Origin of the sequence: Streptomyces sp. NPDC057445, from assembly GCF_042802855.1 — a bacterium.
Classification (GTDB): domain Bacteria; phylum Actinomycetota; class Actinomycetes; order Streptomycetales; family Streptomycetaceae; genus Streptomyces.
Genome location: NZ_JBHVDH010000002.1, coordinates 241,878 through 267,125, shown reverse-complemented (window position 1 = coordinate 267,125; position 25,248 = coordinate 241,878). Strand labels below are relative to the sequence as shown.

The window sequence follows — 25,248 nt, the reverse complement described above, 5'->3', positions numbered from 1 at the left end:
TTGTCGAAGGCACTCCCCCGCCGGCTCGCGTTGGGGTACCGTCACCGGCGCTGTGCGGAGCGCCACAAGGAGCAGGTCATTGCGTGAGTTCACGGTTCCACCTCTGGCGATGGCACCCCCTGTCGGCGGGCTGGCGGATGCCGTGTTCGACCATGCCCTCAGCGATCCGTCCCAGGTCGCACTCGGCCGCAAGGACGCGACGGGCGAATGGCTCGATGTGACGTCCGCCGAGTTCTGTGACGAGGTGCTGGCCATCGCGAAGGGGCTCCTCGCGGACGGCGTACGGTTCGGCGACCGGGTCGCGATCATGTGCCGTACGAGGTACGAGTGGACACTCTTCGACTTCGCGTTGTGGACGGTGGGCGCGCAGTCCGTTCCGATCTATCCCACCTCCTCCGCCGAGCAGGTCTACTGGATGCTGCACGACGCCGAGGTGTCCGCGTGCGTGGTGGAGCACGAGGACCACGCGATGACGATCGGCTCGGTCATCGACCGGCTTCCACAACTGAAGCGGCTCTGGCAGCTCGACAAGGCCGCCGTCGCCGAACTCGTCTCTGCGGGCGCGCACATCGACGACGACGTGGTGCACCGCCACCGGCGGGCGGTGACGCCCGAGTCGACCGCGACGGTGATCTACACATCGGGGACGACGGGGCGCCCCAAAGGCTGCGTGATCACGCATGCGAATTTCATGTACGAGACCGACACGCTCATCGAGCGCTGGGAGCCGGTGTTCCACTCCAAGCCGGGTGACGAGGCGGCGACTCTCCTCTTCCTGCCGCTCGCGCACGTCTTCGGGCGGATGGTGGAGGTCGCGGCGATCCGCGGCCGGGTCAAGTTGGGCCATCAGCCGGTGCTGCAGGCGAGCGCGCTGCTCCCCGATCTCGTGGCCTTCCGGCCGACGTTCATCCTGGCCGTTCCTTACATCTTCGAGAAGATCTTCAACGCGGCGCGGCGCAAGGCCGAGGCCGGGGGCAGAACAGGGGCCTTCGACAAGGCGGTCGATGTCGCGGTCCGCCACGCGGAGGCCATGGAGCACCGGGCCTTCGGCCTCGGGCCCGGTCCATCGGCGGCGCTGCGGGTGCAGCACCAGTTCTTCGAGAAGGTCGTCTACAACAAGGTCCGCGAGGCGATGGGCGGCCGGGTGCGGCACGCGATGTCAGGCGGCTCGAGCATGGACCGGCAGCTCGGTCTCTTCTTCGAGGGCGCGGGCGTCACCGTCTTCGAGGGGTTCGGCCTCACGGAGACGACCGCGGCCGCGACCGCCAACCCGCCCGAGCGCACCAAGTACGGCACGGTCGGCCGGCCCATTCCCGGAACGACGATCCATATCGCCGAGGACGGTGAGGTGTGGGTGCGCGGGGGCCAGGTCTTCTCCGGATATCTCAACGATCCGAAGTCGACCGACGCGGTGCTGAACGACGGCTGGCTGGCGACGGGCGATCTGGGTGCGCTGGACGAGGACGGCTATCTGACGATCACCGGGCGCAAGAAGGAGATCCTGGTGACATCGGGCGGCAAGAGCGTGTCGCCGGTGGGCCTCGAGGAGCGGGTCCGGGGGCATCCGCTGGTGGCGCAGTGCATCGTCGTCGGCAACGACCGGCCGTACATCGCGGCGCTGGTCACCGTGGACCAGGAGGCGGTCGAGCACTGGCTCGCGATGCGCAACAGGGCGCCGATGCAGCCGACGGAGCTGGTGCGCGACCCTGACCTGGAGATGGAGATCCGCAGGGCGGTGGTCGCCGCGAACACGCTGGTGTCGCAGGCGGAATCCATCCGTACGTTCCGGATACTTGCGCATCCGTTCAGCGAGGAGCACGGGCTGCTGACGCCGTCGCTGAAGCTGAAGCGGAAGGCGATCGAGAAGGCGTACGCGTCCGAGGTCGACGCGCTGTACCGCTGAGCCGGGGCGCTGTCGGCCGCCGTCCCGCATGGAAGATGTGCGGCCCGCCTGCCGGGTGCGATCCGGCCGATCGTCCTCGACCGTCCCGAAACGGTTCTTCCGGCGGAGGTCGAGGGTGTTTCGTTCCTTGCTGTACCTGCTTTCCTGAGAGGTGGGGTTCAGGAGTGCCGTGTGTGGACACACATGGCGAGGCAGGAACGGACCAATCGTTCACATGGATGCACCGTGTTCACCGATGTGCAATAGAGTCACGCCATGACGGACGCGGTCAATCGGGTTGTGCCCATGGGACCGGTACTGTGCCGGCCGGATTCCGGCGAGGGAATGCGACCACCGGACTGATCGTTGACCAAGGGAAGCGCCAACCGACGACGTAAAGGATCGACCGCTCGTGAGCAAGGTCCCCTCCATCACCCTCAACAACGGTGTCCCGATGCCGCAGCTGGGCTTCGGCGTCTGGCAGGTGCCGGACGACGAGGCGGCAAGGGCCGTCGGTACGGCCCTGGAGGCCGGCTACCGCAGCATCGACACAGCAGCCATCTACGAGAACGAGAAGGGCACCGGCGAAGCCGTCGCCGCCTCCGGGATTCCCCGGGAGGAGCTCTTCGTCACCACGAAGCTCTGGAACAGCGAGCAGGGTTACGACTCCACCCTCCGCGCCTTCGACGCCTCGCTGCGGAGGCTCGGCCTCGACTATGTGGACCTGTACCTGATCCACTGGCCGACGCCGGCCAAGGACGCGTATGTGGACACGTACAAGGCCTTCGAGACGATCCTCTCCGAGGGCCGCGCCAAGGCCATCGGCGTTTCCAACTTCCTCCCCGAGCATGTCGAGCGGCTGCTGGGCGAGACCTCGGTCGTACCCGCGGTCAACCAGATCGAGCTGCACCCCCAGCTCCAGCAGGCGGATTCCCGTGCCGTCCACGCGAAGCACGGCATCGCGACCGAGGCCTGGTCCCCGCTCGGCTCGGGCCGCGGCCTTCTGGAGGTCCCGACGGTCGTCGCGATCGCCCGGAAGCACGGCCGCACTCCGGCGCAGGCCGTTCTGCGCTGGCACCTCCAGATCGGCAACGTCGTGATCCCCAAGTCCGTGACCCCGTCCCGGATCAAGGAGAACATCGACGTCTTCGACTTCGAACTGGACGCGGACGACATGGCCGCGTTCGCCGCTCTCGACGAGGGCCGCCGCTTGGGCCCGGACCCGGCGGCGTTCAACCTCGGAGCCTGACGGTTCACGGCGCAGCCGCCGCCCGCTCGGCGGCGGCTGCGCCGTCGTGTCTCCTGATGTCTCCCGGCCGCGCCCGCTTCAACAACATCCCGGGCAGTTCGTCGGCCCGCTGGGCCGCCGGGAGCTCATGGGGCCTCACGTAATGTGAGGCCCCATGAGCGAGAAGGACAGCCCCGCCGCGGCACCGTTCCGGGAAGGCCGCTATCTGGTGCGCAACGTCGGCAGCGGACTGCTGCTCGAGGTGTACAACGGCGCGAAGGGCAGTGGCGCCAATGTGCAGCAGGGCAGGGAGACCGGCGAGTTGGCGCAGCAGTGGGACGTCTCGCTCGCCGGTGGCGGCTTCTACCACCTGGTCAATGCGAACAGCGGCAAGCGGCTGGACGTTGCCAACGCGTCGACCGAGAACGGCGCCAACGTTCAGCAGTGGAAAGCGAACAACTTCGGGGCCCAGGAGTGGCTGATCGAACAGCACCTGGACGCACCCGGGACGGTGACGCTGGTCAGCCATATCAGCGGGCTGCTACTGGAGACCGAGGACGGGTCCACAGCCGACGGGGCCAATGTGCGGCAGTGGGAGGACATCGACTCACCGTTCCAGTGGTGGCAGCTGGAGCCGGTGACGGAATAACCCGTTCGAGCGCGGACCGGCACCCGACGGCTTCGCGGTAGCGCCGGCCGCATGCCCGGCACGGGGTTGCCCTCATCGTTGCGCGGTCCTCCATGCTCGACACGCCCGTCCCCTCGACACCGTCCCCGTCCCCGCCCCCGCCCCCGCACCCGCACCCCGCCGGCTGACCGGGTCCCGCACCGGGCCGTGTGCCCGGGCTGAGGCAGAGGCCCGGTAGCGGGGAGGGGCGGAGCCGGTCACGACGTGCCCCCGAGCTCTTCACGTCGTTGGGTCAAGGCCCGGGCGGGCGGGCCCCGAACGCCGAGGAGTTCCCCGGAGGGCCATTCCGTCGGCCGGTCATCGCCTCCGGCCGAAAAGGGCCCGCGTACACGATCTTCTGCCATCCCAATTTCTGCTTATGCTCTTTCCGTGTTCGATTCCCGGTACATCAAGACCTTCCATGAGGTGGTCAGGACCGGTTCCTACTCGGCCGCCGCCCGCTCCCTGGGCTACACCCAGCCGGCTGTCAGCCAGCAGATGAAGGCGCTGGAACGGGACGTCGGCACACCGCTGTTCACCCGGGTCGGGAGGGGGTTACGGCTCACCGAGGCCGGAGAGGCACTCAAACGGCACGCCGCGGCGATCCTCGACAGTCTGACGGCGGCCCAGGAGCAGATAGACGCCATCGCGAGGCTGCGGTCGGGGCGCGTGCGGGTGTGCGCCTTCCCCAGCGCCGGGGCAACCGTCATCCCCGAGACCATGGCCAGGCTGGCCGCCGAACACCCCGGTATCAGGGTGGAGTTGGTCGAGAGCGAGCCACCCGAGTCGCTCCGGCTCGTGGCGCAGGGCAGCTGCGACATCACGCTGGCCTTCAGCTATCCGGGCCAGCATGCCGAGATCCCGGACGAACTGGCGGAGATACGGCTGCTGGAGGACCCCCTGACGGTCCTCCTCCCCACCGGGCACCCGCTGGCCCGGCGCCGCGCCGTGCGGCTGGCCGATCTGACGCACGAGCGGTGGATCGCGGGGTGTCCGCGCTGTCGCGCGAACTTCCTGCACGCCTGCGCCGAGGAGGGCTTCACACCCGACATCGCGTGCACCACGGACGACAACCTGGTGATGCAGAGCCTGGTGGCGGCCGGGGTCGGCATCGCCATGGTCCCGGCGCTGGTGCTGTCGTTCCTCTGCCACAAGAAGGTCACCGGGCGGATCGTGGAACCCCACACCCGCCGTCAGGTCTGTGCGTACGCGCTCCGCGACCATCTGCGGATCCCCGCCACGGCCCTCGTACTTGACCAGCTCACGGCGGTGGCCGGGACGAAGACAGGCTGCTGAGAGCGGCTTCCGCCACCCCCGCATCCATAAGCGGGCGTTGGGGACCCGGCAAGCAATCGTCCTTGGACGCCTGGGAGCCGGCGGGCGGACGCTGCCTCCATGACCCCTCCGAACGCGGCCACGACCACCGCTGCCCCGACCACGGCCCGTCTCCGCGCGCTGGTGGAGGAGATACGCGGGACCGTCATCCGCGGACTGCCACCGGAGCCCACGGCGCGACTCGTGGCGGAGCGACTCGCCCCGCATCTCGGGGCGGCCGACCTGCTCACCGCCGAGCACTGCGAGGGCGACCCCGAGTGCTACCGCCAGCACGTGCTGCACGCGGAGCACGACGGAAGCTTCTCCGTCGTGGCTCTGGTCTGGCTGCCCGGCCAGGTCACCCCGATCCACGATCATGTCTGCTGGTGTGTGACCGGCGTCCACCAGGGCGAGGAGCACGAACGCCGCTACCAGCTCATCCCGCACGGCGCGACAGCCCGGCTCGTCGCCACGCAGGACGTGGTGAACCCGCGCGGCGCGGTCGCCTCCTTCGCCCCGCCCGGCGACATCCATCTCGTACGCAACGGCGGTACGGGCACGGCGCTCTCCATCCATGTCTACGGCGCCGACATCTCCCGCCTCGGCAGCAGCATCCGGCGCGTCTACCACCGTCCGGCCGACCGGTGACGGCCCTCGCCGGATCACGCGCGCACGGCATCACCGCACGCGGCAAAGCCCTGCGGGCGCGCGGCCGTGGCGGTCGCCCGAGGCCGGGCGGAGCCGGTCCGGTCCCAGGGCTCCTGCTGGCCGCGGCAGGCGTGGGCATGGCATGGCTGGTGCACCACGCCCTCCCCGACGTGCCGATGCTGACCGCAGCCGTCGTGCTCGGCATCGCCGCCGCGCACACCCCGTGGCTGCGCACCCGTGTCCGGGGCCGTTGCCGGCCCGGATTGACCCTGGCCGCGCGGAGGCTGATGCGGGCCGGAGTCGTCCTGCTCGGACTCAAGTTGAGCCTGGCCGACGTCCTGGGCCTCGGCTGGGCGACGGTCGCCATGGTGCTCGCCGTGGTCGCCGCGACATTCCTGGGCACCTGGTGGCTGGGGCGCCGGCTCGGACTGCCCGGTGATCAGCCGTTGCTGATCGCCACCGGCTACTCCATCTGCGGCGCGTCCGCGATCGGCGCGGTCAGCGCGGTGCGCGACAGCGAGGAGGAGGATGTCGTCACGTCGGTGGCGGTCGTGACGCTGTGCGGCACTCTCGCCATCGCCGTACTGCCGTTGCTGCACGGGCCGTTGGGGCTGACCGACGCCGGCTTCGGGCGCTGGGTGGGAGCGGGTGTCCACGATGTGGGGCAGGTGGTGGCCACCGCCCAGACCGCCGGGGCCGGGGCGCTGGGCGAGGCCGTCCTCGTCAAACTGATGCGGGTGGCGCTGCTCGCCCCGCTGGTCGCGGGCGTCGTGGTCTCGGCACGCCGCCGCGGCCGTACCGCCGCCTCGGCCCGGCGCCCCCCGCTCGTGCCGCTCTTCGTCGTCGGCTTCCTCGCCATGGTGGCCGTGCGCACCACGGAGGTCCTGCCCGCAACCGCCCTGACCGCGGCCGGCACGGCTCAGGAACTCCTGCTCGCCGCCGCCCTCTTCGGTCTCGGCAGCGCCGTCCATCTGCCGTCGCTCACCCGGACCGGACTTCGGGTGGCCGCGGTCGGGCTCACCGCGTGGGTGCTCATCGCCGCGGCATCGTACGCGGGCGTGCTGGTGACCACGTAGGGTCCGCGCTCCCGACGGTGTCCGGCGTGCGGACGCCGGACCGTGGCTGTCAGCCGCGCCTGGCCGTGTGCACCGTACGGGCCGACAGCAGGAAGCAGTCGGGGCGCTGCATCAGCCCCTCCTTGTCCTCCGGGTCGAGCAGCCGGTCGAGCACGGCCATGTCGTCGGGATTCAGTCGCCCCTCAAGGACCTTGCGCTGCCAGGCGAAGGCGGCGACCAGATGCTCGCGCACGGCAACGGTGACCGGTGCCGGGACGTCGAGGAGGAAGGAGCGGTTGACCGTGGGCGTCAGGCCCGCGGCGGCGAGCAGGGCCCGCCAGTCCTCGGTCTCCGCCCGGGTGTCCGGCAGCCCTGCGCGCATCGCCTCGAACCATTCGCCGCCGGCCGCGTCGATACGGCTTTCGAGGCCGGGCCGGCCGACGCCGATGTCACGGGGCAGATGACGCGGCTGCAGTCCGCCTTCGACGAGGGCGAGCAGTCCGCCGGGGCGCAGGAGCCGCCCGAAACCGGTCAGGGCGGCACGCTGGTCCCCCACGTGGTGCAGGGAGTTGCCCGCCCATACAAGGTCCGCCTCGTCCAAGTCGTCGATACCGTCGGGCATTTCGGCGACGTGGACGCGGACGCGGTCGCCGAGTCCCATGCGCTCGGCCCGGGCCCGGGCGCGGTCGAGGAGCGCGGGGGTGGAATCCACGGCGACGACCTCCGCGTACGGAAAGGCCTCGGCGAGAAGACAGCTGATCACCCCCGGCCCGCTGCCGATGTCGAGGATGCGGCGCACCGATGCGACGGGCAGCTGCTCGCCGATCCAGGCCGTCGCCTGTGCGTACAGCGGGCGTTGCAGCTCGGCGCCGCGTTCCAGCAGCGGGGCGAGCTCGTCCCAGTCGATGTGGGTGGTGCCGGTGCCGTCATGGTCGTGGTGGTGAGAACTCATGGCGCCAGAGTGGGCCGTCGGGAGCGCTCATGGCGAGTCGTGTTGCCGGTCCGGCAAAGCCGCAGCGGTGCGGTGCTCCCGCGGGCTGAGGCCGCGCACGCGCTTGAACGCGGCGCTCAGCGCGAAGGCGCCGCTGTAGCCGACCTGCCGCGCCACCGCCTCGACGGTCGCGTCCGTGTCGCGGAGCAGATCGGCGGCGAGGGCGAGCCGCCAGTCCGTGAGGTACGCCATCGGCGGCTCGCCCACGACATCGGTGAACCGACGCGCGAGACCGGCCCGGGAGACCCCGCACTTCGCCGCGAGCGAGGCGACGGTCCAGGGGTGTGCCGGATCGTTCTGCATCAGCCGCAGTGCCGGGCCGACGACCGGGTCGCCCATGGCCCGGTACCAGGCCGGCGGCTCGGCTCCCGGCCGGGAGAACCAGGCCCGCACCGCCGCGATCAGCAGCAGGTCGAGCACCCGGTCGAGGACGACGCTCTGACCCGGCTCGTCACGGCTGATCTCCTCGTCGAGCACCGGCATCAGCGGGCAGTTCCACCTGTCCGCGGGGAGGTGCAGCAGGCCCGGCAGCGCGTCCAGCAGCCTCCTGCTGACCTCGCGGTCCATCTGATAGGTGCCGATGAGCATGGTCGTGGCGCCGTCGGGGGCGTTGCCCCAGGTCCTCACGCCGAGGTGCATGGACTGTTCGAGCGGCTCGCCCTGGAGGGTGGCGCAACGGCCGCCCGGACCGATCAGCGCGTACGGCGGGGTGTCCGGGCTGCCGGCGGCGAGATACGGATCCGGGCCGCGGGCGATCGCGACATCGCCGGGAAGCAGCAGGACGGGGTCGCCGGTGTCGGGGACGATCCACGCCTCGCCACGGGTGACGCACATCAGGCAGAGAGGGGCATGGTCCTCGACGCGAACGGACCAGGGCGGCTCCATGACCATACGGAGCAGGAATGCCCCTCTGGCCCGGGGTCCGTCGAGCAGTCCGGCGAGTGCGTCCATGGGTCGAGCGTAAGCCGCTCCGTGGACGCACGCGTATGGGATCGAGCCTTTGCCGCATGGAGAGTCCAGACCGCGGCTGTGAACCTTGAGTCATGACGGAGAACCGGAAGCAGGAGAATCAGCGGAAGCCGCGGACGACGGTGCTGGTGACGGCGGCGAGCGGCAAGACCGGCCGCCGGGTCGCCGAGCGGCTCGCGGAGCGGGGAGCGGGCGTACGGGCCGGCTCGCGCAGAGGAGAGGTTCCCTTCGACTGGGAGGACGAGGCCACATGGGGTCCGGCGCTGCGTGGCGCGGACGCCGCCTATGTGACGTACTACCCGGACCTGGCCGGACCGGGCGCGGTGGACGCGATGCTCGGCTTCGGACGGCTCGCGGCGGAGAACGGGGTGCGCCGGCTCGTGCTGCTCTCGGGCCGCGGCGAGCCGGAGGCGGTGCGCGCGGAGGAGGCGCTGCGATCGGCCGGGGTGCCGCTGACGGTGGTGCGGGCGGCGTTCTTCGCGCAGAACTTCAGCGAGGGCGCCATGGCTCCCGGCGTCGTCGCCGGGGAGATCCCCTTCCCCGCGGGCAGCACGGCCGAACCCTTCCTCGATCTGGACGACCTCGCGGACGTGGTGGTCATCGCCCTCACGGAGGACGGCCACGAGGGCCTGACGCATGAGCTGACGGGACCCCGGCTGCTGACGTTCGGCGAGGTGGCGACGGAACTGTCCGCCGTGACGGGCAGGCCGGTCCGCTATGTCCCGGTGTCCGGCGAGGAGTACAAGGGCATCCTTCAGCAGTTCGGCATTCCGGCGCCCGACGCCCATTGGCTGACCGATCTGTTCACCATGCTCATGGACGGTCACAACTCCCGTCTGACGGACGGCGTCCGGCGCGTCCTCGGCCGTGCCCCGAAGGACTTCACCGCCTTCGCGAAGGACGCGGCCGCGTCGGGCGCCTGGCCGGTCTGACGTACCGGCGGCCCCGCCCGGGGCCGGTGCGTCAGGGTGCGCCCCGGGTCACTCGCCCGGGGGCGACCCGGCGCAGTGCCAGGAGGCGGAACCGGGGGTCGGGGCGGGGCTCGTCCGGGCCGGGCAGTGCGGACAGCCGCGCGGCGAGCTTCTCTGCGACCACGCCGTGGGCTGTCAGCCGGGAGGCGTACTCGCCGCGCAGCAGCGCCTGGGCGACGCGGCGGGGTGAACGGCCCTGCCCGTGTCCGGTGAAGTGCGTGTCCCCGGCCGGGACGAGTCCGTGCGCCGCGCCGAACGCCTCGATGCGGTCGGCGCGGTCGAACGCTTCGGCCGTCCGGTACGGCGCGAGCACGGCGTCGACGTCGCTGCCCACGTCGTGCCCGGCGTCCTTGTCGACGGTGGCGACGAACGTGCCGCCGGGGCGCAGTACCCGCGCCGCCTCTGCGACCACCGCCCGTGCGTCCCGTACGAGATGCAGCAGCCAGACCGCGCTCACCGCGTCCACGGAGCCGGCGGGCAGCGGCAGCCGGCGCACATCGGCACGCACGACGGAGTCTCCGGTACGGCGGCCGGCGATCCTGGCCATGCCGTGCGACGAGTCGGCGCCGAACACCCGCAGTCCCGGTCGGCCGAGGCGCTCGGTGACAAGACCGGTGCCGCAGCCGATGTCGAGGAGCGTGCCGGCGGTCGCCGGCACGAGGGAGAGCACGGCCGCGGCGGCCGCGGCGGCGCGTGGCACGCCGCCGCGCGTGGCGTCGTAGACCGCGGCCTCCACGTCGTAGTCGAGCAGTGTGTCCCGCCCGGCGCCCGCGGACCCCGACGTCTCGTGGACGGTCTCGTCGTCGTGCAGCACGGTTCAGCTCGCTCCATGGTTCGGTGCCACGGTCTCCACGCGGCGGGCCAGCTCGAAGTCGCGGTCGGTGATGGCGCCGCCCGCGTCGTGCGTGTTCACGGTGAGGTTGACGGTGTTGTAGCCCAGAGTGAGATCGGAGTGGTGGTTCAGCTCGTCCTGGATCCGCGCGACATGCACGACGAGCGCGGTGGCCGCGAAGTGGTTGCCGAGCCGGTACGTACGGGCGATCCGGTCGCCCTCCTGGGACCAGCCGGGCAGTTCGCGCAGCCTGTCCTCGATCTCCTTCTGCGACAGCGGCTCTGTGGGCATGAGTCGGTCTCCCTCCGGAATCGTCTGCGGGCGACGTTACGGTTCCCGTATGACAACTGTCGCCCCCGACACGGGAGTGGGGCCACTGCTGCGCAGCTGGCGCACGCGACGCAGGCTGACCCAGCTGGAACTGGCCCTGCGCGCCGACTCCTCCGCCCGCCACATCAGCTTCATCGAGACGGGCCGGTCCCGGCCGAGCGAGGAGATGGTCCTCAGGCTCGCCGAGCATCTGGACGTGCCGGTCCGCGACCGCAACGCGCTGCTGCTGGCGGCCGGTTACGCGCCACGGTACGCGGAGACACCCATCGACGACCCGGCGCTGGAGTCCCTGCGCGCGGGCCTCGACCGGCTGCTGCAGGGGTACGAGCCGTATCCGGCGATCGTCGTGGACGGCGCTTACACGGTGGTGGCGGCCAACCGGGGGATCGCGATGCTGCTCGAGGGGCTCCCGGAGCATCTGCTCACTCCCCCGCTGAACGCGATGCGTATCACCCTGCACCCGGAGGGCCTTGCCCCGCGCATCCGCAATCTGCGCGAGTGGCGGGGGCATCTGCTGGCCCAGATGGAGCGCCAGATCGCGCCCGCCCGCTCCGAGGCACTGCGTGAGCTGTACCGGGAGGTGAGCGCGTACCCCCTGCCGGAGACGGCCGGCGACGGCCTCGACGGCCTCGAGGACCGGGACGAGCCGGGGCGCCCCGAGGGCCGGGAAGACCCTCGTCCGTACCCCTACTTCGCGCTGCCGCTGCGGATCGAGCACCACGGCACGCTGCTGTCCTTCGTGTCCTCGATCTCCACCTTCAACACGCCGCTGGACGTCACGGTCGCCGAGCTGGCCATCGAGACGTTCCTCCCGGCCGACCCGGCGACGGTGAAGTACCTCCAGTCGCTCACGCCTTAGCGTCACCGGCCCGGAGGGCGAACCACTGCAGCCCCGCCAGGGCGGCGACGACCGCCGCCTGGGCCGGGATCCACAGCGTCCCCGCGGCGCTGGGCTCCAGCCATGCCACCAGCGCGACGACGCTGAGCACGGCCCAGGCGGCATTGGCGTCGACGACGAGCTTCACCGGACCGGCGGCCGGCTGCCGCTGCCCGGCGAGCAGTCCGATGCCCACCGCCAACAGCGTGAGAAGGGCCCCGAGTTCCAGCAGCAGCCCGCCGTCGACACCCAGCAGCCGCCCGAGTGGCCCTGACGCCGCGAGATACGCCAGTCCGTTGGCACCCGTGACGACGGCGTCGACGGCGAGGAAGCGGCGCAGCATCGTCCGCGGCTCGGTGGTGCGTGAGATACCGGCGAGTAGGGCCTGGGACATGGCGGATCAGCCTCCATCGAGGTCGTACGGGGTCACGGGGACCCGCGGCCCGCCCGGAGCGCGCCGCCCGGGCCGCGGTGCCCACCACGATGCCGGGAGCGAGGGGCCGCGGTCGATTACCGCTGAGGTAATGGCGGGCCCCCGCTGTGGCTGCGGTAGTCGGCCCAACGGCGCCGCTCCTCGCGCGGAAGCAGGAGGACGAAGGGGACGCGCAGCACGCCGGGCACCATGGCGCGCGGGGGCCGCTCTGCGCGGCACGGGGCGGATCCCCATGGGCAACACCGGGCGATGGCGTGCCCGAACCGTGTGATCAGGGCACGCGAACATCCGACTTCGGTCGGAGCCGGTCCGGCACCCGGCTCCGCCGGCACCGGGTCGACTTCACGACGGTCGATGGAACGGGGCGCCGAGCACGATGTCCTCCTGCGCGCGCTTCGCCACGTAGTTACGTGACGTCGTCGAAGACCGGGTTCTCGACACCGGAGATCGACAGCAGGACCAGATGCCCGACCCTCTGAGCGGAACACGCGTCCACGACGTTGTGGGTGGCAGCGGTGAGCGATGCGCGCAGGCCGACGCTCTCGTCCGAGGGAAGGGCTGGTGTCCCGAGTCGCGGATTCTTGGGGCAGTTCCCGCCGCCGGGCGCCAAGGTCGCGGTCGACGGCGAGGGCGGCGTCCGTGAGCGCCGGGCAGGCCCGGGATGCCGTTCACGGACAGAGAACTGCCGACGAGATTCTGACCCAAGACACTATTGGCGTGCGCCCGGTCTGGCGGCGTTGATGGCCCGCACGACCCGCAGGGGGTGGCGGGTCGACACGTACAGGTAGCGGAAGGGGACCGACGGATCGGCGACCTCCACCCTGACCGCGGTCGGGATGTAGGCGCGCAGGGCGAAGCTTGCATGCGGGCCCGCCCGGAAGGTGCGCCACTCGAGCGCCTCGTCCTCGTCGAGGATCTCCACCCATCCGAGGCGCTCCACCCGCACGGCCAGGCCCTCGGTGATCAGAACGCCGTCCTGGACGCGCAGTCGGGCCCCGCCGTAGCTGACCAGGCCCGCGGTGAGGAGCACGGCGAGTACCGCGGCGGCCGTCAGGGCGGGTCCGGTGCCCAGAGGGGCGGCCGTCATGGCGACCGCGAGGCATGCCGCCGCGGCCAGCAGCCACCAGCGCACAGGCACGACAAGGCGTTCCTGATAGGCAGTCATGACGTGATGGTGTCATGCCGGGTACGGCGTCGGCGTGACGGGACTGCCGTTCCCGTTCGCCCGCCGCCGCGCCCTCCCCCGTCCGCCGTATCCGCCGGACCGTCCGGCGGATACGGCGGTGCGGCGATGGGGGTCAGCGGGCCGCGCCCGTCCCGCGGTCGCGGCGGGCCGTCTCTGCGGGCTCGGCAGCCTCCGGTTCTCGTTCGGCCGGTCCCGGCGTTCCCCGCTCGACGGGGCCCGTACGGGCGACCTCGGCACGGATGATGGCGTTCACGGCGGCATAGGGGTCGATGGGCATGGCTGTCTCCTTGCGCGTGACGAGGGTGGTCAGCGTCCGGAGCGGGACACGGCACGGCCAGGTGCCGTGCCGTGTCCCGCGGGACTCCTCAGCAGCGCAGGACCACGGACCTGCTGGAGGGGCGCGGGCGGAGCGGCGCCATGGGCACCGCGGTCTGCCGAAGACACGTGCACGGCGTGCCGGCGTCCGCACCGTCCGCCGCGGGCCGCACGCAGGTCCGCGCATGCCGCCGCTCCGCCCGGCCGGGCGGGGGCTGTTCGGTTTCGCAGACGTCCTGCTGGGCCTCGCCGGGCGGATCCGCGGGCGCGGAGGCCGGCGAGGGCTCCGCGCCCGGCGGTGACACGGCGGCGGCGCCCGTCGGCGTACTGAATACGGCGACCAGCGCCATCAGCACGACGAGCGCGGCACGGACGCCTGCACGGTGTGCGTGTGCGGAACGGTTCACGAGGCACAACCTCCTGCACCTGCCACATGTGCCCGCCCACCGCCCCGGCCCGAACGCCCCGGGCCGGGAACCGCTCCTGTGGCCTACACCGGTTACGCCGGATGCGCCTCGCGCGCGGGCTCCACATCACCGCTCGTGGCCGTGACAGCCGTGTCGGTCGTGGGCCGGTTCCGCGCGGACATCCACGCGTACACCAGCACACCGGCGAACAGGAACAGCACACCCTGGTAGACGGCCGCGTAGCCCGATCCGGCGACCAGCCAGATCGAGAAGGCGGCGGCGACCGTCGCGAGCACCCCGTCGCGCAGCAGCCGGGGGCGGCTGACGAGGTGCGAGCGGCCCGACGCCAGGTAGTGGATCTGCGCGGCTGTGGAGAGCAGATACGGCACGGTCGCCGTGAACGTCGTGACCAGGACCAGGACCTCGAAGACCCCGTCGGGACCGACGGTGTAGTTGTAGACCGTCAGCAGCGAGGCGAGGACGACGGTCACGAGCACGCCCACCGTGGGGACCCCGCGCCGCTTGCGTGCGAAGGCCGCCGGGAACAGCCCGTCCAGGGCCGCCGCGTACGGCGTCTGCGCGCTCAGCAGCGTCCAGCCGTTCAGCGCGCCGACCATCGAGACGAGCGCCATGCAGGCCACTGCCGTACCGCCCCAGGTCCCGCCGAACATCGCGTTGACCGCGTCGGAGAACGGCGCGGTGGACTCGGTGAGCCTGTCGTGCGCCACAGTGCCGAAGACCGCGAGCGTGCCGAGCAGATAGACCACCGCGGCCCCGGCGGTGCCGAGGATCGTGGCGCGGCCGACGTTGCGCCGCGGGTCCCGGACCTCGCCCGCGCTGACGGCTGCGGACTCCACGCCCAGATAGCTGAAGAGCAGGATCGCGGCGGACGCGGAGACCGCGCCGACCGGGCCGGAGCCGCTCGCCTCGAAGGGCCCGAGGTTGTCCGCGTCGAAGCAGAGGAGTCCGCCCACGGCGACCAGCAACAGGGGGACGAACTTCATGACGGTCGCGACGAGCTGGACGGCACCGACGTACCGCGTGCCGGCCAGGTTCGCGAGCGCGGGCAGCCACTGCAGGAGCAGAGCGGCCCCGATCGTCGCCGGCTTCGAGTCGTGCAGCGGTACGAGGACGTCGAGGTAGCCGACGGCCGCGACGGCGAGCGCGGCGTTCGACACCCAGGCGGTGATCCAGTACGACCAGGCCGCGAGGAAGCCGGCGAAGTCGCCGAAGGCCTCACGTGCGTAGACGTACGGGCCGCCGGTGCGCGGGTGGCGCTCGGCCAGCCGTCCGAAGACGAGGGCGAGCGCGACGGCGCCCACGGTCAGGACGGCGAAGGCGAGGAGGCTGATGGTCCCGAAGGGGGCGACAGAGGCGGGCAGCAGGAAGATCCCGCCGCCGATGATGTTGCCCATGACCAGGGCGGTGGCGACGGGCAGTCCGAAGCTCCTGGCGTGTTTGCTCTGCTCTTTGCTCTGCTCCCCGGCAATGGCCGTCGTGGATGAATCGTGCTGGGGAACGGTGGTGGTCATCGGGTGGTGCGCCTTTCATCGTGCAAACCCGGCCATGATCGGACACAGATGCACGCTGCACCAAATCAGTCTGATTACTCCTGCCCGGTACCCCCCGCCACCGGAAATGCTTCTCCTGTCCCGTCCGGTGGCCGCGGATTCTCCGTCCCGCCGAGCGGCACCTGCGGGGCGTGCGCGTCCCCCAGGGACTCGACGAGCCAGCGCCGCAGTACCTCGTGCACCCGCTCCGCGCCCGCGAGTTCCTCGTCGTCGACGACGGGCTCGGAGAACGCGCGCGGAAACAGCAGGAACGGGTAGGACTGTTCGCCGCCGAGGCCGCCGTGCGACCCGATCTGTTCCTCGAACGCGTGCACCCGGCCGCTCCCGGGGTCGTACATCGAGTTGACCATGATGTCCGCGACATGCGGGAACGAGTCGGTGCGCCGGACGACATCGGCCGCTCCCGGCCCGAAGACGGCCAGCGGCCCGGACCCGTCGAGCGTGCCCAGGGGAAGCTCCGCTCCGTCCCTGCCGAGGACCACGGAGCCGTGCCGCTCGCTGCGCACCAGCAGGAAGCCGATGCCCGGATGGTTGGCGAGGGTGCGCAGCAGGGCGGGGTGGCGGCGGTCGATCTGCTCCCGGCTGAGCCGCCCCGGCACACCGGGGAACGAGACGAGGCCCAGATTCCCGGAAGCGAGGACCACCGGGTCCGAGCCGCCCGTCGGCAGCTCGTCGGGGTCGTCGTCACCGACCGGCCGGTGCAGCGCGCTGCGCAGCGCGTCCCTGACGGCATCGCGGGCCTCCGCGCCGCTTCTGGTGCGCCCGGCGCGGCGCGGAACGGGCAGTCCGCAGCCGGCCCGTACAAGGTCCTTCAGCGTCAGCCCGTATGCCCCTTCGAAGGTCTCGCCGGGGCTCTGGCCGTGGTCGGAGAGGAGCACGATCCGGTAGGTGCGGGGCGCGTGCTCGGCGACCTTGGCGATCAGCGCGACGGCACGGTCGATCCGCTCCAGCACGTGCGCCGCGTCGCGGCTGTGCGGGCCCGAGTGGTGGGCGACCTCGTCGTAGGCGACCAGATCCGCGTACACCGCGGTGCGTCCGGCCAGCATGTCCCCGATGACCGCAGCCACGACGACGTCCCTTTCGACCACGGTGGCGAATGCCCGGATGAAGGGATAGAGCCCGCCGCGGCCGACGCGCGGCTCGTCTCCGCGCAGCCGGGAACGGACCGACTGGCCGATCTCGCGGGCGACCTCCGCGACGAAGGACAGGGCGGTGCGGACGGCATTGGCGGGATCGGAGAAGTACGCGAAGTAGCCGGCCCGGGAGCGGTTCGCCCGTCCTCGGCGGGCTGCGACGGAGAGCACCAGTGCCAGCTGGTCGGCGCCGCCGCTGAACAGATTGCCGCGGCTGGCACCGTCCGGGCCCAGCAGCCCGGCGTCACGCGTGCGGGCCACGGCGCGGCGCTGCAGTTCGGCGGCGCTCGCCGGCCGGTTGCTGACCATGATCCGGCCGGTGTCCTTCTCGTACCAGCGGAACCCGGGGACGTCGTGGTTCGAGCCGTGGAGGATGCCGAGCTGACTGGCGCCGGTCTGGCTGGACCAGTCCGTGCGCCAGCGGATCAGCCGGTGGGACTCCTCGGTCCAGCGCGCCACGGTCGGCATCAGTCCGTCCTCCACGGCCCGCAGCAGCACGGCGTGCCCGACGCCGTCGAGCTGCAGGAACACCGTGCCCGGCGGGGCGCTGCCCGCGATCCGCTCGCCGCGGCGGCGACGCCGGCGGTCGGCGAGGCGGGAGAGCCGGCGCCGGTACGCGTTGTCGTCACGGACGGCGAGGGCGGTGGAGGTGGCGGAGGCGACGGCGGACATGACCGCGGCGACCACGACCGCCGTCTCCGGGTCGGCGGCGCCGCGCCCGTCGGGTATCAGCCAGAGGGCGATCAGCAGCAGTGAGCCGTTGAGGAAGAACACCAGGAGCCCGAGCACCAGGGCGGGGACCAGCAGCAGCGCGCGCACGACCAGGGGCCAGACCAGTGCGCTCAGCAGACCGAACGCCCCCGCGCCCAGGGCCGCGGTGATAGCCGTTCTCGTGGCGCTGTCACCGCCGGGCGACTGGAGCTCGAAGTCCGGGAGGATCCCGGCGAGCGCGAGCATCGTCAGTGTGGACACGCTCCACACCACGAGCACCCGCAGCAGGGCGCCGCCCGCGGTCCGCCATCTCCGTACGCCCACGCGCCGTTCGCCCACGCGTCGTCACTGCCTCTCGCCGTGCCTGGGGTCCAGCGTGGCACAAGCCGGCGAGGGCCCAGGGTCCCCGTGGCATGCGCCCGGGGGCTCGGGGTGCGCCCGGGGGCTCGGGGGACGCCGGTCCGAGGTCCTGACCGGACGGTTCACACGCCTGAGTGCGGCGCCTGCGCCCTCAGCAGCCGTCGTACCCCGCAGTCGGCATCGACAGCCGCCGGTGCACACTCGCCTTCTTCGCCGCGTCGTACACGGGCTCGTCGAGGCCGGCTGTCTCCAGGCGTACACCACGGCGTTCGCACTCGGCCGAGAAGTCCGGCACTGATGTGACGGCACGGGCGAGGACCCGTTCGCTGGGGGCGACGAACAGGTCGACCAGACCGGCCTCGACATCCGCCCACAGCACACCGTGGTCGGGGCGCAGCCCGTAGAACAGCAGCTCGCGGGTGACGACGTAGCCCTTGTCGGCGGCCCAGCGGGCGCACATGGCGTGCTGGCTGCGGGTGTCGACGAGGAACGGGTCGCTGTCCAGTTCCTCCAGCGGGGTCAGGCTGGCGATCGACGCCACTCGTACGTCGTCCGGTGCGTCGTCCATGGACCGTCCCCCTGCGCCGTGCCCGCTGCGTCGGCTGTCGGCGACGACCCTACTCCGGGCACGACCGCGTGAGGGAGGCGCATTCGAGGGGCTGACGGAGGACCGCCGGGGGTCGCGAGCACCTACGCTCGTACGGAGACAGGTCTGCAGACCTGTCGCGAGACCTGCCGGGAGACCAGTCGGGAGACGGTCGCCGGGAGACGGTCGCCGGGAGCGAGGAGGCGGTGCGTGCCGGTGGAGGTCACCTGGTGGGGTCACGCCACCTGCACGGTCGAGGACTCCGGCGTCCGGGTGCTGACCGACCCGCTGTTCGTGGGCCGGCTCGCCCATCTGCGCCGCCGGCGCGGTGAACTGCCGCCGCCCGAGGCCACGGTCGCAGAGGCCGTCCTGATCTCCCATCTGCACTCCGACCATCTGCATCTGGCGTCGCTCGCCCGGCTCGCGCCCGGTACCCGCCTGATCGTGCCGCACGGGGCCCCGCGGGCCGTGCCGGGACTGAGAAGACTGCAGAACGGGCTGCGGATCGTCGAGGTGGCGCCGGGCGACGAGGTGGTGGTCGAGGATCTGCGTGTACGAGCCGTACCGGCGGCGCACGACGGGCGCCGGCTGCCGGTCGGTCCCCATCGCTCCCCCGCGCTGGGTTATGTGATTCAGGGTGAGGCGCGGACCTACTTCGCCGGGGACACCGGCCTGTTCGACGGCATGGCCGATGCGGTCGGCCCCGTCGATGTGGCGCTGCTGCCGGTCGGTGGCTGGGGACCGTTCCTGGGGCACGGGCATCTGAACCCGGAGCGGGCGGCGCGGGCGCTCGCGGCGCTGGTGCCGCGCTCGGCCGTGCCCGTGCACTACGGCACGTACTGGCCGATCGGAATGGATGCGATCCGGCCGCATGAGTTCCACTCACCCGGGGACGAATTCGTACGGAAGGCGGCGCGCCTGGCGCCGGAAGTGGCGGTGCACCGGCTGGGGCACGGCGAGAGCGTCCGGCCGGAGGTCGCCCGGTGACGATCCAGGACGTGGTGGGGCAGCTGGCTCCTGAGCCGACGCAGCAGGCCGTCGGCTATCCGTCGCTGTTTCTGCTGGTGGCACTGGGTGCGCTGGTCCCGGTGATTCCCACGGGGGCGATCGTCAGCTCGGCGGCGGTGGTGGCGTTCCATCAGGCGCTGCCGTTCGCGCTGTTGTTCGTGTTCGTCGTGGCGGCGCTCGCGGCGTTCACCGGGGACATCGCGCTGTACTGGCTCGGGCGGCGCGGGGTCGGATCGAAGAACGGTTCGAGATGGCTGGAGAGGTTGCGGCAGCGGGCGGCGCCGGAGCGTCTGGCGCAGGCGCAGCGCAATCTCGAAGAACGGGGGGTGACCGTTCTGGTGCTGTCACGGCTGGTGCCCGCCGGGCGCATCCCGGTGATGCTGGCGTGTCTGCTGGCCAGGGTGCCGCTGCGGCGGTTCGCGCGGGGCGATGTGCCGGCCTGCCTGGCATGGGCGGCGACGTACGGCCTCATCGGGATTCTCGGGGGCTCGCTGTTCTCCGAGCCGTGGGAAGGGGTGCTGGCCGCGGTGGGACTGACGGTGGCGATCAGCGCCGCGCCCACGCTGTGGCACCGGCTGCGGCGGCCGGGGCCGGGCCCGTCCGACGGCGGGCGGACGTGAGCGCGGCGGCCCGGTTCGTCCCATGGACGTCCTGAGCGAGCGGGCGGACGTCGCGCCGCGCGCTCAGTCCGCGGCCAGCAGTCGGGAGCCGCCGACCGGCAGGTCCCAGAGCCGCTCGCGTGGAAGGCCGGTGTGCTCCCATGCGGTCAGCAACCGGGTGAACGGCTCCAGCACGGGCTCGGCGGAGAGCACGAACGTCGCCCAGTGCATGGGCGCCATGTTCCGGGCACCGAGGTCGGCGAAGGCCTGAACGGCCTCCTCCGGGTCGGTGTGCACGGTACTGAGCCACCAGCGCGGTGCGTACGCCCCGATCGGCAGCAGCGCCAGATCGATGTCCTGGTGGCGGCGGCCGATCTCCTTGAACCAGTGGCCGTATCCGGTGTCGCCCGCGAAGTAGACCTGGCGGCCCTGCCGGTCGCTGAGGACCCAGCCGCCCCAGAGCGAGCGGCAGGTGTCGGTGAGGGTGCGCTTCGACCAGTGATGGGCCGGTACGAAGTCGAACCGCACCGCTCCCCCGTCCGGCGCGGGCAGTTCGGCCGCCTCCCACCAGTCGAGCTCGGTGACCCGGGTGAACCGGCGCCGCCGGAACCAGCGGCCGAGCCCTGCCGGGACGAACACCGGCGTGCGCCTGGGAAGCCGGGCGAGGGTGGGTGCGTCGAGATGGTCGTAGTGGTTGTGGCTGATGACCACGGCGTCGACGCGCGGCAGATCCTCCCAGCGGACCCCGACGGGGGTGAGGCGCGCCGGGGTGCCGAGGATCCTGCGCGACCACACGGGATCGGTGAGCACCGTCAGTCCCCCGATCCCGACCACCCAACTGGCATGCCCGGCCCAGGTCACGGCGACGGTGCCCGGCTCGGCCCGGGGCAGCGGCCCGGGTGCGAACGGCAGCTGCGGAATGTCCGCAAGACCTGCGGCGGCCGGCCGCAGCGCCCCTTCCCGTGCCAGCCTGGCCATGGCCCGCACCCCGGGCAGCGGGGCGGTGAGGCGGTCGGCGAAGGAGCGGGGCCAACGGCGGGTGAGGCCGAGGGGGCGGAGTTTCGCCGGGGGCGCGGTACCGCCGGGAGCCGTGTGTCCGGCGGGACCGGACCGGGACGGGGATCCGGCGGACGGGGATCCGGCGGACGGCCCGGGCGGCACGGTCCGGGGGACGGCGCCGTTCCGCGGTGCGGATGCGGTGGGCTCCGGGGGCGGTGCGGACTGGGCGGCATGCCCGGTCGTGACCCCGCCACTCGTCGCATGCTCCAGATGCGCGGAGGACGCGGGGCCGTGTGCGACGCCCGTCGGGGCCGTTCGGCCGGGGAGGGAGTCCGGGCGTGCGCGGCCCGGCCGGCTGTCGTGGGTGTTGTGGCTGTCGTGGCTGTTGTGGCTGGGGTGCGGCGAGGGCGGGGGCTCCGGGTGGTCCGTCATCTGCGGCTCCGTTCGGCGCGGGTGGGGCTCGCGGTTCGCGGGTGGGTCAGCGGAGTTCGTCGAAGGCCGATCCGAGAAGAGCCAACGACTGGGCCACATGGGGCAATTCCAGTGGCCGGTCGGAGGCCAGTGCTTCCAGGCGCTCCTCCGGCGTCGAGCCGAGCAGAGGGCCCGTGCCCAGGCGGACGCGCAGGGCGCCGAGTTCGTCGCCGAAGCGGTGTCCGCCCGGGGTCAGCGTGCCGAGGCGGGCGCTGAGATAGTCCTCGAGTTCCATGGAGTCGTTGACGCCGCGCGCGGCGAGGCGGGCGCGCAGCGGGCCGAGGTCGGCGTACAGGTGGCGGCCGGCCTGCGGCGGACGGGCGAGGGCCCCGGCGGTGAGGACCGCGCGATGGGCCGCCGCCGCGACCTGGGCGTGCAGCGCGGCCGCACGTGCGGCCCGTGCCGTGACGGGGGCGGGTTCTCCGAGGGCGTGCGCGGCCGCGGCGGACACCGGGCCGGCGACGAACGCGCCCAGCGCGGTGAGGATGTCGAGGACCCTGGCCCGGCGGACCGCCGCGTGCTCGGTGGCGGGGAAGCGGGCGATCGCCGCAGGCCACGCGGCGGGGGCGAGCGCACCCGACAGATCGCTGATCACGGTCACGTCGTCGGGGCACATCTCGGCCGGGCTGAGCAGCACCCGGTCGTGCGGCTGGTGCAGCGTGTCCCGCCAGGTCTCGTCGCTGATGATGTGCATGCCCTCGTCGACCGCGGCCTCGCACGCCTCGCGCACCAGTTCCGGCGGGGCGACCGTGGCCGTCGGGTCGTCGGCGACGGAAAGCAGCAGGAGGTGCGGCGTGCCGCCCTCGGCCCGCACCCTGCGCGCCGTCTCGAGCAGGGCGTACGGGTCGGGCACGCCCCCGCACTCCGCGGGCGTCGGCACATGGTAGGCGGGCCGCCCCAGAAGCCGGACCTGGGGAGTCCACCAGGCGGAGCACGGCCGCGGCATCAGCACGTCGCCGCCGTGGGCGGTCAGCAGGGCGAGCAGCAGCGGCTGCGCGCCGGGCGCGGCCGCGACGTGTTCGGGCCGGCTGCGCAGGCCCCGTCGCCACCAGTAGCCGGTGGCCGCCTCCCGCAGGACGGGGCCCCCGCCGGGCGGCTCCGAGGTCGAGGTGCGCCCGGCCGCGGCCGCGAGGACGTCCGCGAGCTCGGGCAGCACGGGCAGGCCCGACTCCGGTGCGGGCGGCCCGTAACGGACCGGACCGTGGCCTTCCGGATCCGTCCGCTGCATGTGCCCACCTCCCGTGCTCGCGCCCGGGAACCCTGCCCGGCCCACGTGCCCTTTATACGGAGGTTCGGCCCGCCCCGCCGCTCCGGTCAGCCCATTCCCGTGACCAGGGCCGGCGTCCGAGCAGACACAGCAGCTCCGTGCGCGCGTCCGCCCCCGGCGGGGGCTCCACGGCGGGAGCGAACAGCCCGCTCTTCGCGAGGCCCGCGGCGTACGGCGCCACCTCGCGTGCGGTGAAGTCCACGAGCGCGTCGGGAAGGTCCTCGTCCGCGCCGATGCCGCGGGACAGGTCCCATGCGTGCACCGTCGCGTCGGCGGCCATCTGCGCACAGTAGGCGGCGCCGGTGCTCCTGCCGTACGACAGCCGTACCGTGCGCTCCAGCGCGCCCGGCTCGTTGAATGCGGCCTTCGCGGCGGACGCGGCGCGGTCCCAGCTGACCGCGGGGTGCTCGCCGAGTACGTCGCCGTCGAAGGCGTCGCCGACCTCGTCGATGCCGCGGCCCTCCCTCACCAGAGGTGGTACCCAGAGCTGTTCGACGGTCAGATGGCTGACCAGATCCCGGACGGACCACTCGGCACAGGGAGTCGGGGCGTCCCACTGCCCGGGCCGCACGGCGTGCACCCGGTCGGTGAAGAGGGCGAGCGCCTCTGCATGCCGGGCCAGAAGGCGGTTGTCCATGGGGTCCACTGTGCTCCCGCCCGGGGGCCCGCGCGAATGCTCCGTCGGAGTCCGGGAAACGGGCAGGCGCCCGCGGTGCCGCGCGGCGCACCGGCGAACTTCGCAGGTGGCCCGCTTGGGCCCCCGGTCTGCGGGGTACCCGCGTTCCATGTCGGCCTTCGCCCGTGAATCCGCCCCCCACTCCGTCAAGCAAGCCATCGAGCGCGCGGTCGAGCACGCCGTGCCGCGTGCCGCCCCGCATCTCCTGTCACGCCGTCAGCCGGGCTCCCGGCCGGCCGCGCGGGGCCTGATGGAGGTGCTCTCCCGCTGGGACCGGCGCGCCTTTCAAGAAGTCGCCACCCGCCACTGGCCCGGTGCCGAGCCCCTTCTTCCGCGTCTCAGCCGGAGCGCCGATCACGGCGTGCTCTGGTTCGGCACGGCTGCCGCGATAGCGCTTGGCGGTTCCGGTTCGGGCGCGCGGCGGGCCGCCGTGCGCGGCGTGGTGTCGCTGGCGCTCGCGTCCGCGACGATCAACACCGTGGCCAAGCGCTCGGTGCGCCGGGCCCGTCCGATACTCGACGCCGTACCGCTCATCCGGCAGCTGAAGCGCCAGCCGATCACCACCTCCTTCCCGTCCGGGCATTCGGCTTCCGCCGCCGCGTTCGCGGCCGGAGTGGCGATGGAGTCGAAGGCCTGGGGCGCGGTGGTCGCGCCGGTGGCGGCGGCGGTCGCGGTGTCCCGCGTGTACACGGGCGCGCACTACCCGAGCGATGTACTGGTGGGCGCGGCGCTCGGGGTGGGCGCGGCGTACGCGGTGCGCGGGCTGGTTCCCACGCGCGGACAGCTGCCCGCGCCCGGCCGGCCGCACATCGAGGCGCCCGCGCTGAAGGCCGGTGAGGGACTGGCGGTCGTGGTCAACCGCTCGGCAGGTTCGTCACCCGACGCCCAGCTCGTACGGGACACCCTGCCGGGCGCCCGGGTGGTGGAGTGCGCACCCGACGAGCTAGAAGCCGCGCTGGAGGAGGCCGCCCGCGACTGCCGGGCGCTCGGCGTGCTCGGCGGCGACGGCACGGTCAACCGTGCCGGCGGCGTGGCGGTCCGGCACGGACTGCCACTCGCGGTGTTCCCGGGCGGCACGCTGAACCACTTCGCCTACGACCTGGGTATCGAGACGGTCTACGACACCTGCCGCGCAGTGACCACGGGGGACGCCGTCAGGGTCGACGTGGGCCGGTTCACCCCCGGCCCCGACGGCAAGGGTGAGGGGTACTTCCTGAACAACTTCAGCCTGGGTGTGTATCCGGAGCTGGTGCGGGTGCGGGAGCGCTGGTCACCACGCATCGGCGGTTGGCCCGCCGGGATCCTGGCGGCGCTGCGGACGCTGCGGGGCGACCATCCGCTGGAGGCCGAGCTCGAGGGGAGCAGGCGTCCCCTGTGGCTGCTGTTCGCGGGCAACGGCATGTACCAGCGTCTCGGCCCGGCGCCCGGTCACCGGCGCGATCTGGCGGACGGCCTGCTGGATGTGCGGGTGGTGCACGGCGGCCGTGGTCCGGGGTTCCGGCTGCTGGCGGCGGCGCTCGCCGGTCCGCTCAGCCGCTCCCCCTTCCATGCGGCGGTACGGCTCAGGCGGCTGCGGATCTCGGGTCTGGCACCGGGCACACCGGTCGCCTACGACGGAGAAGTAGCCGGAACGGAAGGGGAGTTGCTCCTCGACAAGGCACCCGAGGGACTCGTCGTGTACCGGCCTTCGACGGATGGCGCCCATCGTGCCGGCACCGTTCCGCCGGTCGTGGTGGGGCTCCCCAGCAGTTCCACATAGCAA

At 72.5% G+C, this 25,248-nt stretch carries 25 protein-coding genes; 11 read left to right on the top strand and 14 right to left on the bottom strand.

Annotated features, from left to right (window positions below; genetic code table 11):
* Nucleotides 1–79 precede the first annotated feature (79 nt).
* The 6 genes from ACFU5O_RS06060 to ACFU5O_RS06035 all read left to right on the top strand — a co-directional run bounded on the left by ACFU5O_RS06060 (nucleotide 80) and on the right by ACFU5O_RS06035 (nucleotide 6,815).
* Entirely contained in the window at nucleotides 80–1,903 is a 1,824-nt protein-coding gene (locus ACFU5O_RS06060) for an AMP-dependent synthetase/ligase (RefSeq protein WP_384236945.1), read from the top strand.
* Between the two features lie 391 nt (nucleotides 1,904–2,294).
* Nucleotides 2,295–3,131, top strand: a complete 837-nt coding sequence (locus ACFU5O_RS06055; RefSeq protein WP_384236943.1) for an aldo/keto reductase — start codon at nucleotides 2,295–2,297, stop codon at nucleotides 3,129–3,131.
* A 154-nt stretch (nucleotides 3,132–3,285) separates the two neighbouring features.
* The gene (locus ACFU5O_RS06050) at nucleotides 3,286–3,759 is read left to right on the top strand and encodes an RICIN domain-containing protein (protein ID WP_384236940.1); all 474 of its coding nucleotides are present in this window, start codon (nucleotides 3,286–3,288) and stop codon (nucleotides 3,757–3,759) included.
* A gap of 408 nt (nucleotides 3,760–4,167) precedes the next feature.
* Nucleotides 4,168–5,073, top strand: coding sequence for a LysR family transcriptional regulator (locus ACFU5O_RS06045; protein WP_384236937.1), 906 nt, complete (start codon nucleotides 4,168–4,170; stop codon nucleotides 5,071–5,073).
* Nucleotides 5,074–5,172: 99 nt separating this feature from the next.
* Nucleotides 5,173–5,739: a cysteine dioxygenase gene (locus tag ACFU5O_RS06040; RefSeq protein WP_384236935.1), complete on the top strand. Its 567-nt coding sequence runs from the start codon at nucleotides 5,173–5,175 to the stop codon at nucleotides 5,737–5,739.
* The gene (locus tag ACFU5O_RS06035; RefSeq protein WP_384236932.1) at nucleotides 5,736–6,815 is read left to right on the top strand and encodes a YeiH family protein; all 1,080 of its coding nucleotides are present in this window, start codon (nucleotides 5,736–5,738) and stop codon (nucleotides 6,813–6,815) included. Before ACFU5O_RS06040 ends, ACFU5O_RS06035 begins: the two co-directional genes overlap by 4 nt.
* Nucleotides 6,816–6,864: 49 nt before the next feature.
* Here ACFU5O_RS06035 and ACFU5O_RS06030 read toward each other — a convergent pair whose 3' ends face one another.
* Complete coding sequence (locus ACFU5O_RS06030; protein WP_384236931.1) at nucleotides 6,865–7,746, bottom strand: class I SAM-dependent methyltransferase; 882 nt, start codon at nucleotides 7,744–7,746, stop codon at nucleotides 6,865–6,867.
* Nucleotides 7,747–7,773: 27 nt separating this feature from the next.
* Nucleotides 7,774–8,736, bottom strand: a complete 963-nt coding sequence (locus ACFU5O_RS06025; RefSeq protein WP_384236929.1) for a cupin domain-containing protein — start codon at nucleotides 8,734–8,736, stop codon at nucleotides 7,774–7,776.
* A gap of 92 nt (nucleotides 8,737–8,828) precedes the next feature.
* Between ACFU5O_RS06025 and ACFU5O_RS06020 the strand changes: the two genes are divergently transcribed.
* Nucleotides 8,829–9,686, top strand: a complete 858-nt coding sequence (locus tag ACFU5O_RS06020; protein WP_384236926.1) for an NmrA family NAD(P)-binding protein — start codon at nucleotides 8,829–8,831, stop codon at nucleotides 9,684–9,686.
* Nucleotides 9,687–9,717: 31 nt separating this feature from the next.
* On the opposite strand, the gene ACFU5O_RS06015 is transcribed toward ACFU5O_RS06020, so the two are convergent.
* A complete protein-coding gene (locus ACFU5O_RS06015; protein ID WP_384237760.1) occupies nucleotides 9,718–10,476 on the bottom strand; it encodes a class I SAM-dependent methyltransferase in 759 nt (252 codons plus the stop codon).
* 66 nt (nucleotides 10,477–10,542) lie between these two features.
* On the bottom strand, nucleotides 10,543–10,848 hold the full coding sequence (locus ACFU5O_RS06010) for a 4a-hydroxytetrahydrobiopterin dehydratase (protein WP_384236923.1): 306 nt from the start codon (nucleotides 10,846–10,848) through the stop codon (nucleotides 10,543–10,545).
* A 49-nt stretch (nucleotides 10,849–10,897) separates the two neighbouring features.
* Here ACFU5O_RS06010 and ACFU5O_RS06005 point away from each other — a divergent pair, with 49 nt between their 5' ends.
* The gene (locus ACFU5O_RS06005) at nucleotides 10,898–11,746 is read left to right on the top strand and encodes a helix-turn-helix domain-containing protein (protein ID WP_384236920.1); all 849 of its coding nucleotides are present in this window, start codon (nucleotides 10,898–10,900) and stop codon (nucleotides 11,744–11,746) included.
* On the opposite strand, the gene ACFU5O_RS06000 is transcribed toward ACFU5O_RS06005, so the two are convergent.
* The 7 genes from ACFU5O_RS06000 to ACFU5O_RS05970 form a co-directional block, all read right to left on the bottom strand.
* Nucleotides 11,736–12,158 carry a hypothetical protein gene (locus ACFU5O_RS06000; RefSeq protein ID WP_384236918.1) on the bottom strand — a complete coding sequence of 141 codons (423 nt, stop codon included), beginning with the start codon at nucleotides 12,156–12,158 and terminating at the stop codon, nucleotides 11,736–11,738. The two genes, ACFU5O_RS06005 and ACFU5O_RS06000, sit on opposite strands and share 11 nt — an antisense overlap.
* 748 nt (nucleotides 12,159–12,906) lie before the next feature.
* A complete protein-coding gene (locus ACFU5O_RS05995; RefSeq protein WP_384236915.1) occupies nucleotides 12,907–13,362 on the bottom strand; it encodes a DUF3093 family protein in 456 nt (151 codons plus the stop codon).
* 133 nt (nucleotides 13,363–13,495) lie between these two features.
* Nucleotides 13,496–13,660 (bottom strand): hypothetical protein, encoded by a 165-nt coding sequence (locus ACFU5O_RS05990; RefSeq protein WP_384236913.1) that lies wholly within the window; start codon nucleotides 13,658–13,660, stop codon nucleotides 13,496–13,498.
* A gap of 88 nt (nucleotides 13,661–13,748) precedes the next feature.
* Nucleotides 13,749–14,105, bottom strand: coding sequence for a hypothetical protein (locus ACFU5O_RS05985; protein ID WP_384236910.1), 357 nt, complete (start codon nucleotides 14,103–14,105; stop codon nucleotides 13,749–13,751).
* A 92-nt stretch (nucleotides 14,106–14,197) separates the two neighbouring features.
* Complete coding sequence (locus ACFU5O_RS05980; RefSeq protein ID WP_384237757.1) at nucleotides 14,198–15,520, bottom strand: amino acid permease; 1,323 nt, start codon at nucleotides 15,518–15,520, stop codon at nucleotides 14,198–14,200.
* A 191-nt stretch (nucleotides 15,521–15,711) separates the two neighbouring features.
* Nucleotides 15,712–17,844 (bottom strand): alkaline phosphatase family protein, encoded by a 2,133-nt coding sequence (locus ACFU5O_RS05975; RefSeq protein ID WP_384237755.1) that lies wholly within the window; start codon nucleotides 17,842–17,844, stop codon nucleotides 15,712–15,714.
* A 187-nt stretch (nucleotides 17,845–18,031) separates the two neighbouring features.
* Nucleotides 18,032–18,448 (bottom strand): hypothetical protein, encoded by a 417-nt coding sequence (locus tag ACFU5O_RS05970; protein ID WP_384236907.1) that lies wholly within the window; start codon nucleotides 18,446–18,448, stop codon nucleotides 18,032–18,034.
* Nucleotides 18,449–18,676: 228 nt separating this feature from the next.
* On the opposite strand from ACFU5O_RS05970, the gene ACFU5O_RS05965 reads away from it, so the two are divergent.
* Both ACFU5O_RS05965 and ACFU5O_RS05960 read left to right on the top strand, forming a co-directional pair.
* Nucleotides 18,677–19,453, top strand: a complete 777-nt coding sequence (locus ACFU5O_RS05965) for an MBL fold metallo-hydrolase (RefSeq protein WP_384236905.1) — start codon at nucleotides 18,677–18,679, stop codon at nucleotides 19,451–19,453.
* Entirely contained in the window at nucleotides 19,450–20,094 is a 645-nt protein-coding gene (locus tag ACFU5O_RS05960; protein WP_384236903.1) for a DedA family protein, read from the top strand. Before ACFU5O_RS05965 ends, ACFU5O_RS05960 begins: the two co-directional genes overlap by 4 nt.
* A 63-nt stretch (nucleotides 20,095–20,157) precedes the next feature.
* On the opposite strand, the gene ACFU5O_RS05955 is transcribed toward ACFU5O_RS05960, so the two are convergent.
* From ACFU5O_RS05955 to ACFU5O_RS05945, 3 genes are all read right to left on the bottom strand, one after another.
* Nucleotides 20,158–21,234: an MBL fold metallo-hydrolase gene (locus ACFU5O_RS05955; RefSeq protein ID WP_384237753.1), complete on the bottom strand. Its 1,077-nt coding sequence runs from the start codon at nucleotides 21,232–21,234 to the stop codon at nucleotides 20,158–20,160.
* A 316-nt stretch (nucleotides 21,235–21,550) separates the two neighbouring features.
* Nucleotides 21,551–22,771: an aminotransferase class I/II-fold pyridoxal phosphate-dependent enzyme gene (locus tag ACFU5O_RS05950; RefSeq protein WP_384236900.1), complete on the bottom strand. Its 1,221-nt coding sequence runs from the start codon at nucleotides 22,769–22,771 to the stop codon at nucleotides 21,551–21,553.
* A gap of 52 nt (nucleotides 22,772–22,823) precedes the next feature.
* Nucleotides 22,824–23,447: a TIGR03086 family metal-binding protein gene (locus tag ACFU5O_RS05945; RefSeq protein ID WP_384236898.1), complete on the bottom strand. Its 624-nt coding sequence runs from the start codon at nucleotides 23,445–23,447 to the stop codon at nucleotides 22,824–22,826.
* A gap of 289 nt (nucleotides 23,448–23,736) precedes the next feature.
* Between ACFU5O_RS05945 and ACFU5O_RS05940 the strand changes: the two genes are divergently transcribed.
* A complete protein-coding gene (locus ACFU5O_RS05940; protein ID WP_384237751.1) occupies nucleotides 23,737–25,245 on the top strand; it encodes a bifunctional phosphatase PAP2/diacylglycerol kinase family protein in 1,509 nt (502 codons plus the stop codon).
* The last annotated feature ends 3 nt before the right edge of the window (nucleotides 25,246–25,248 follow it).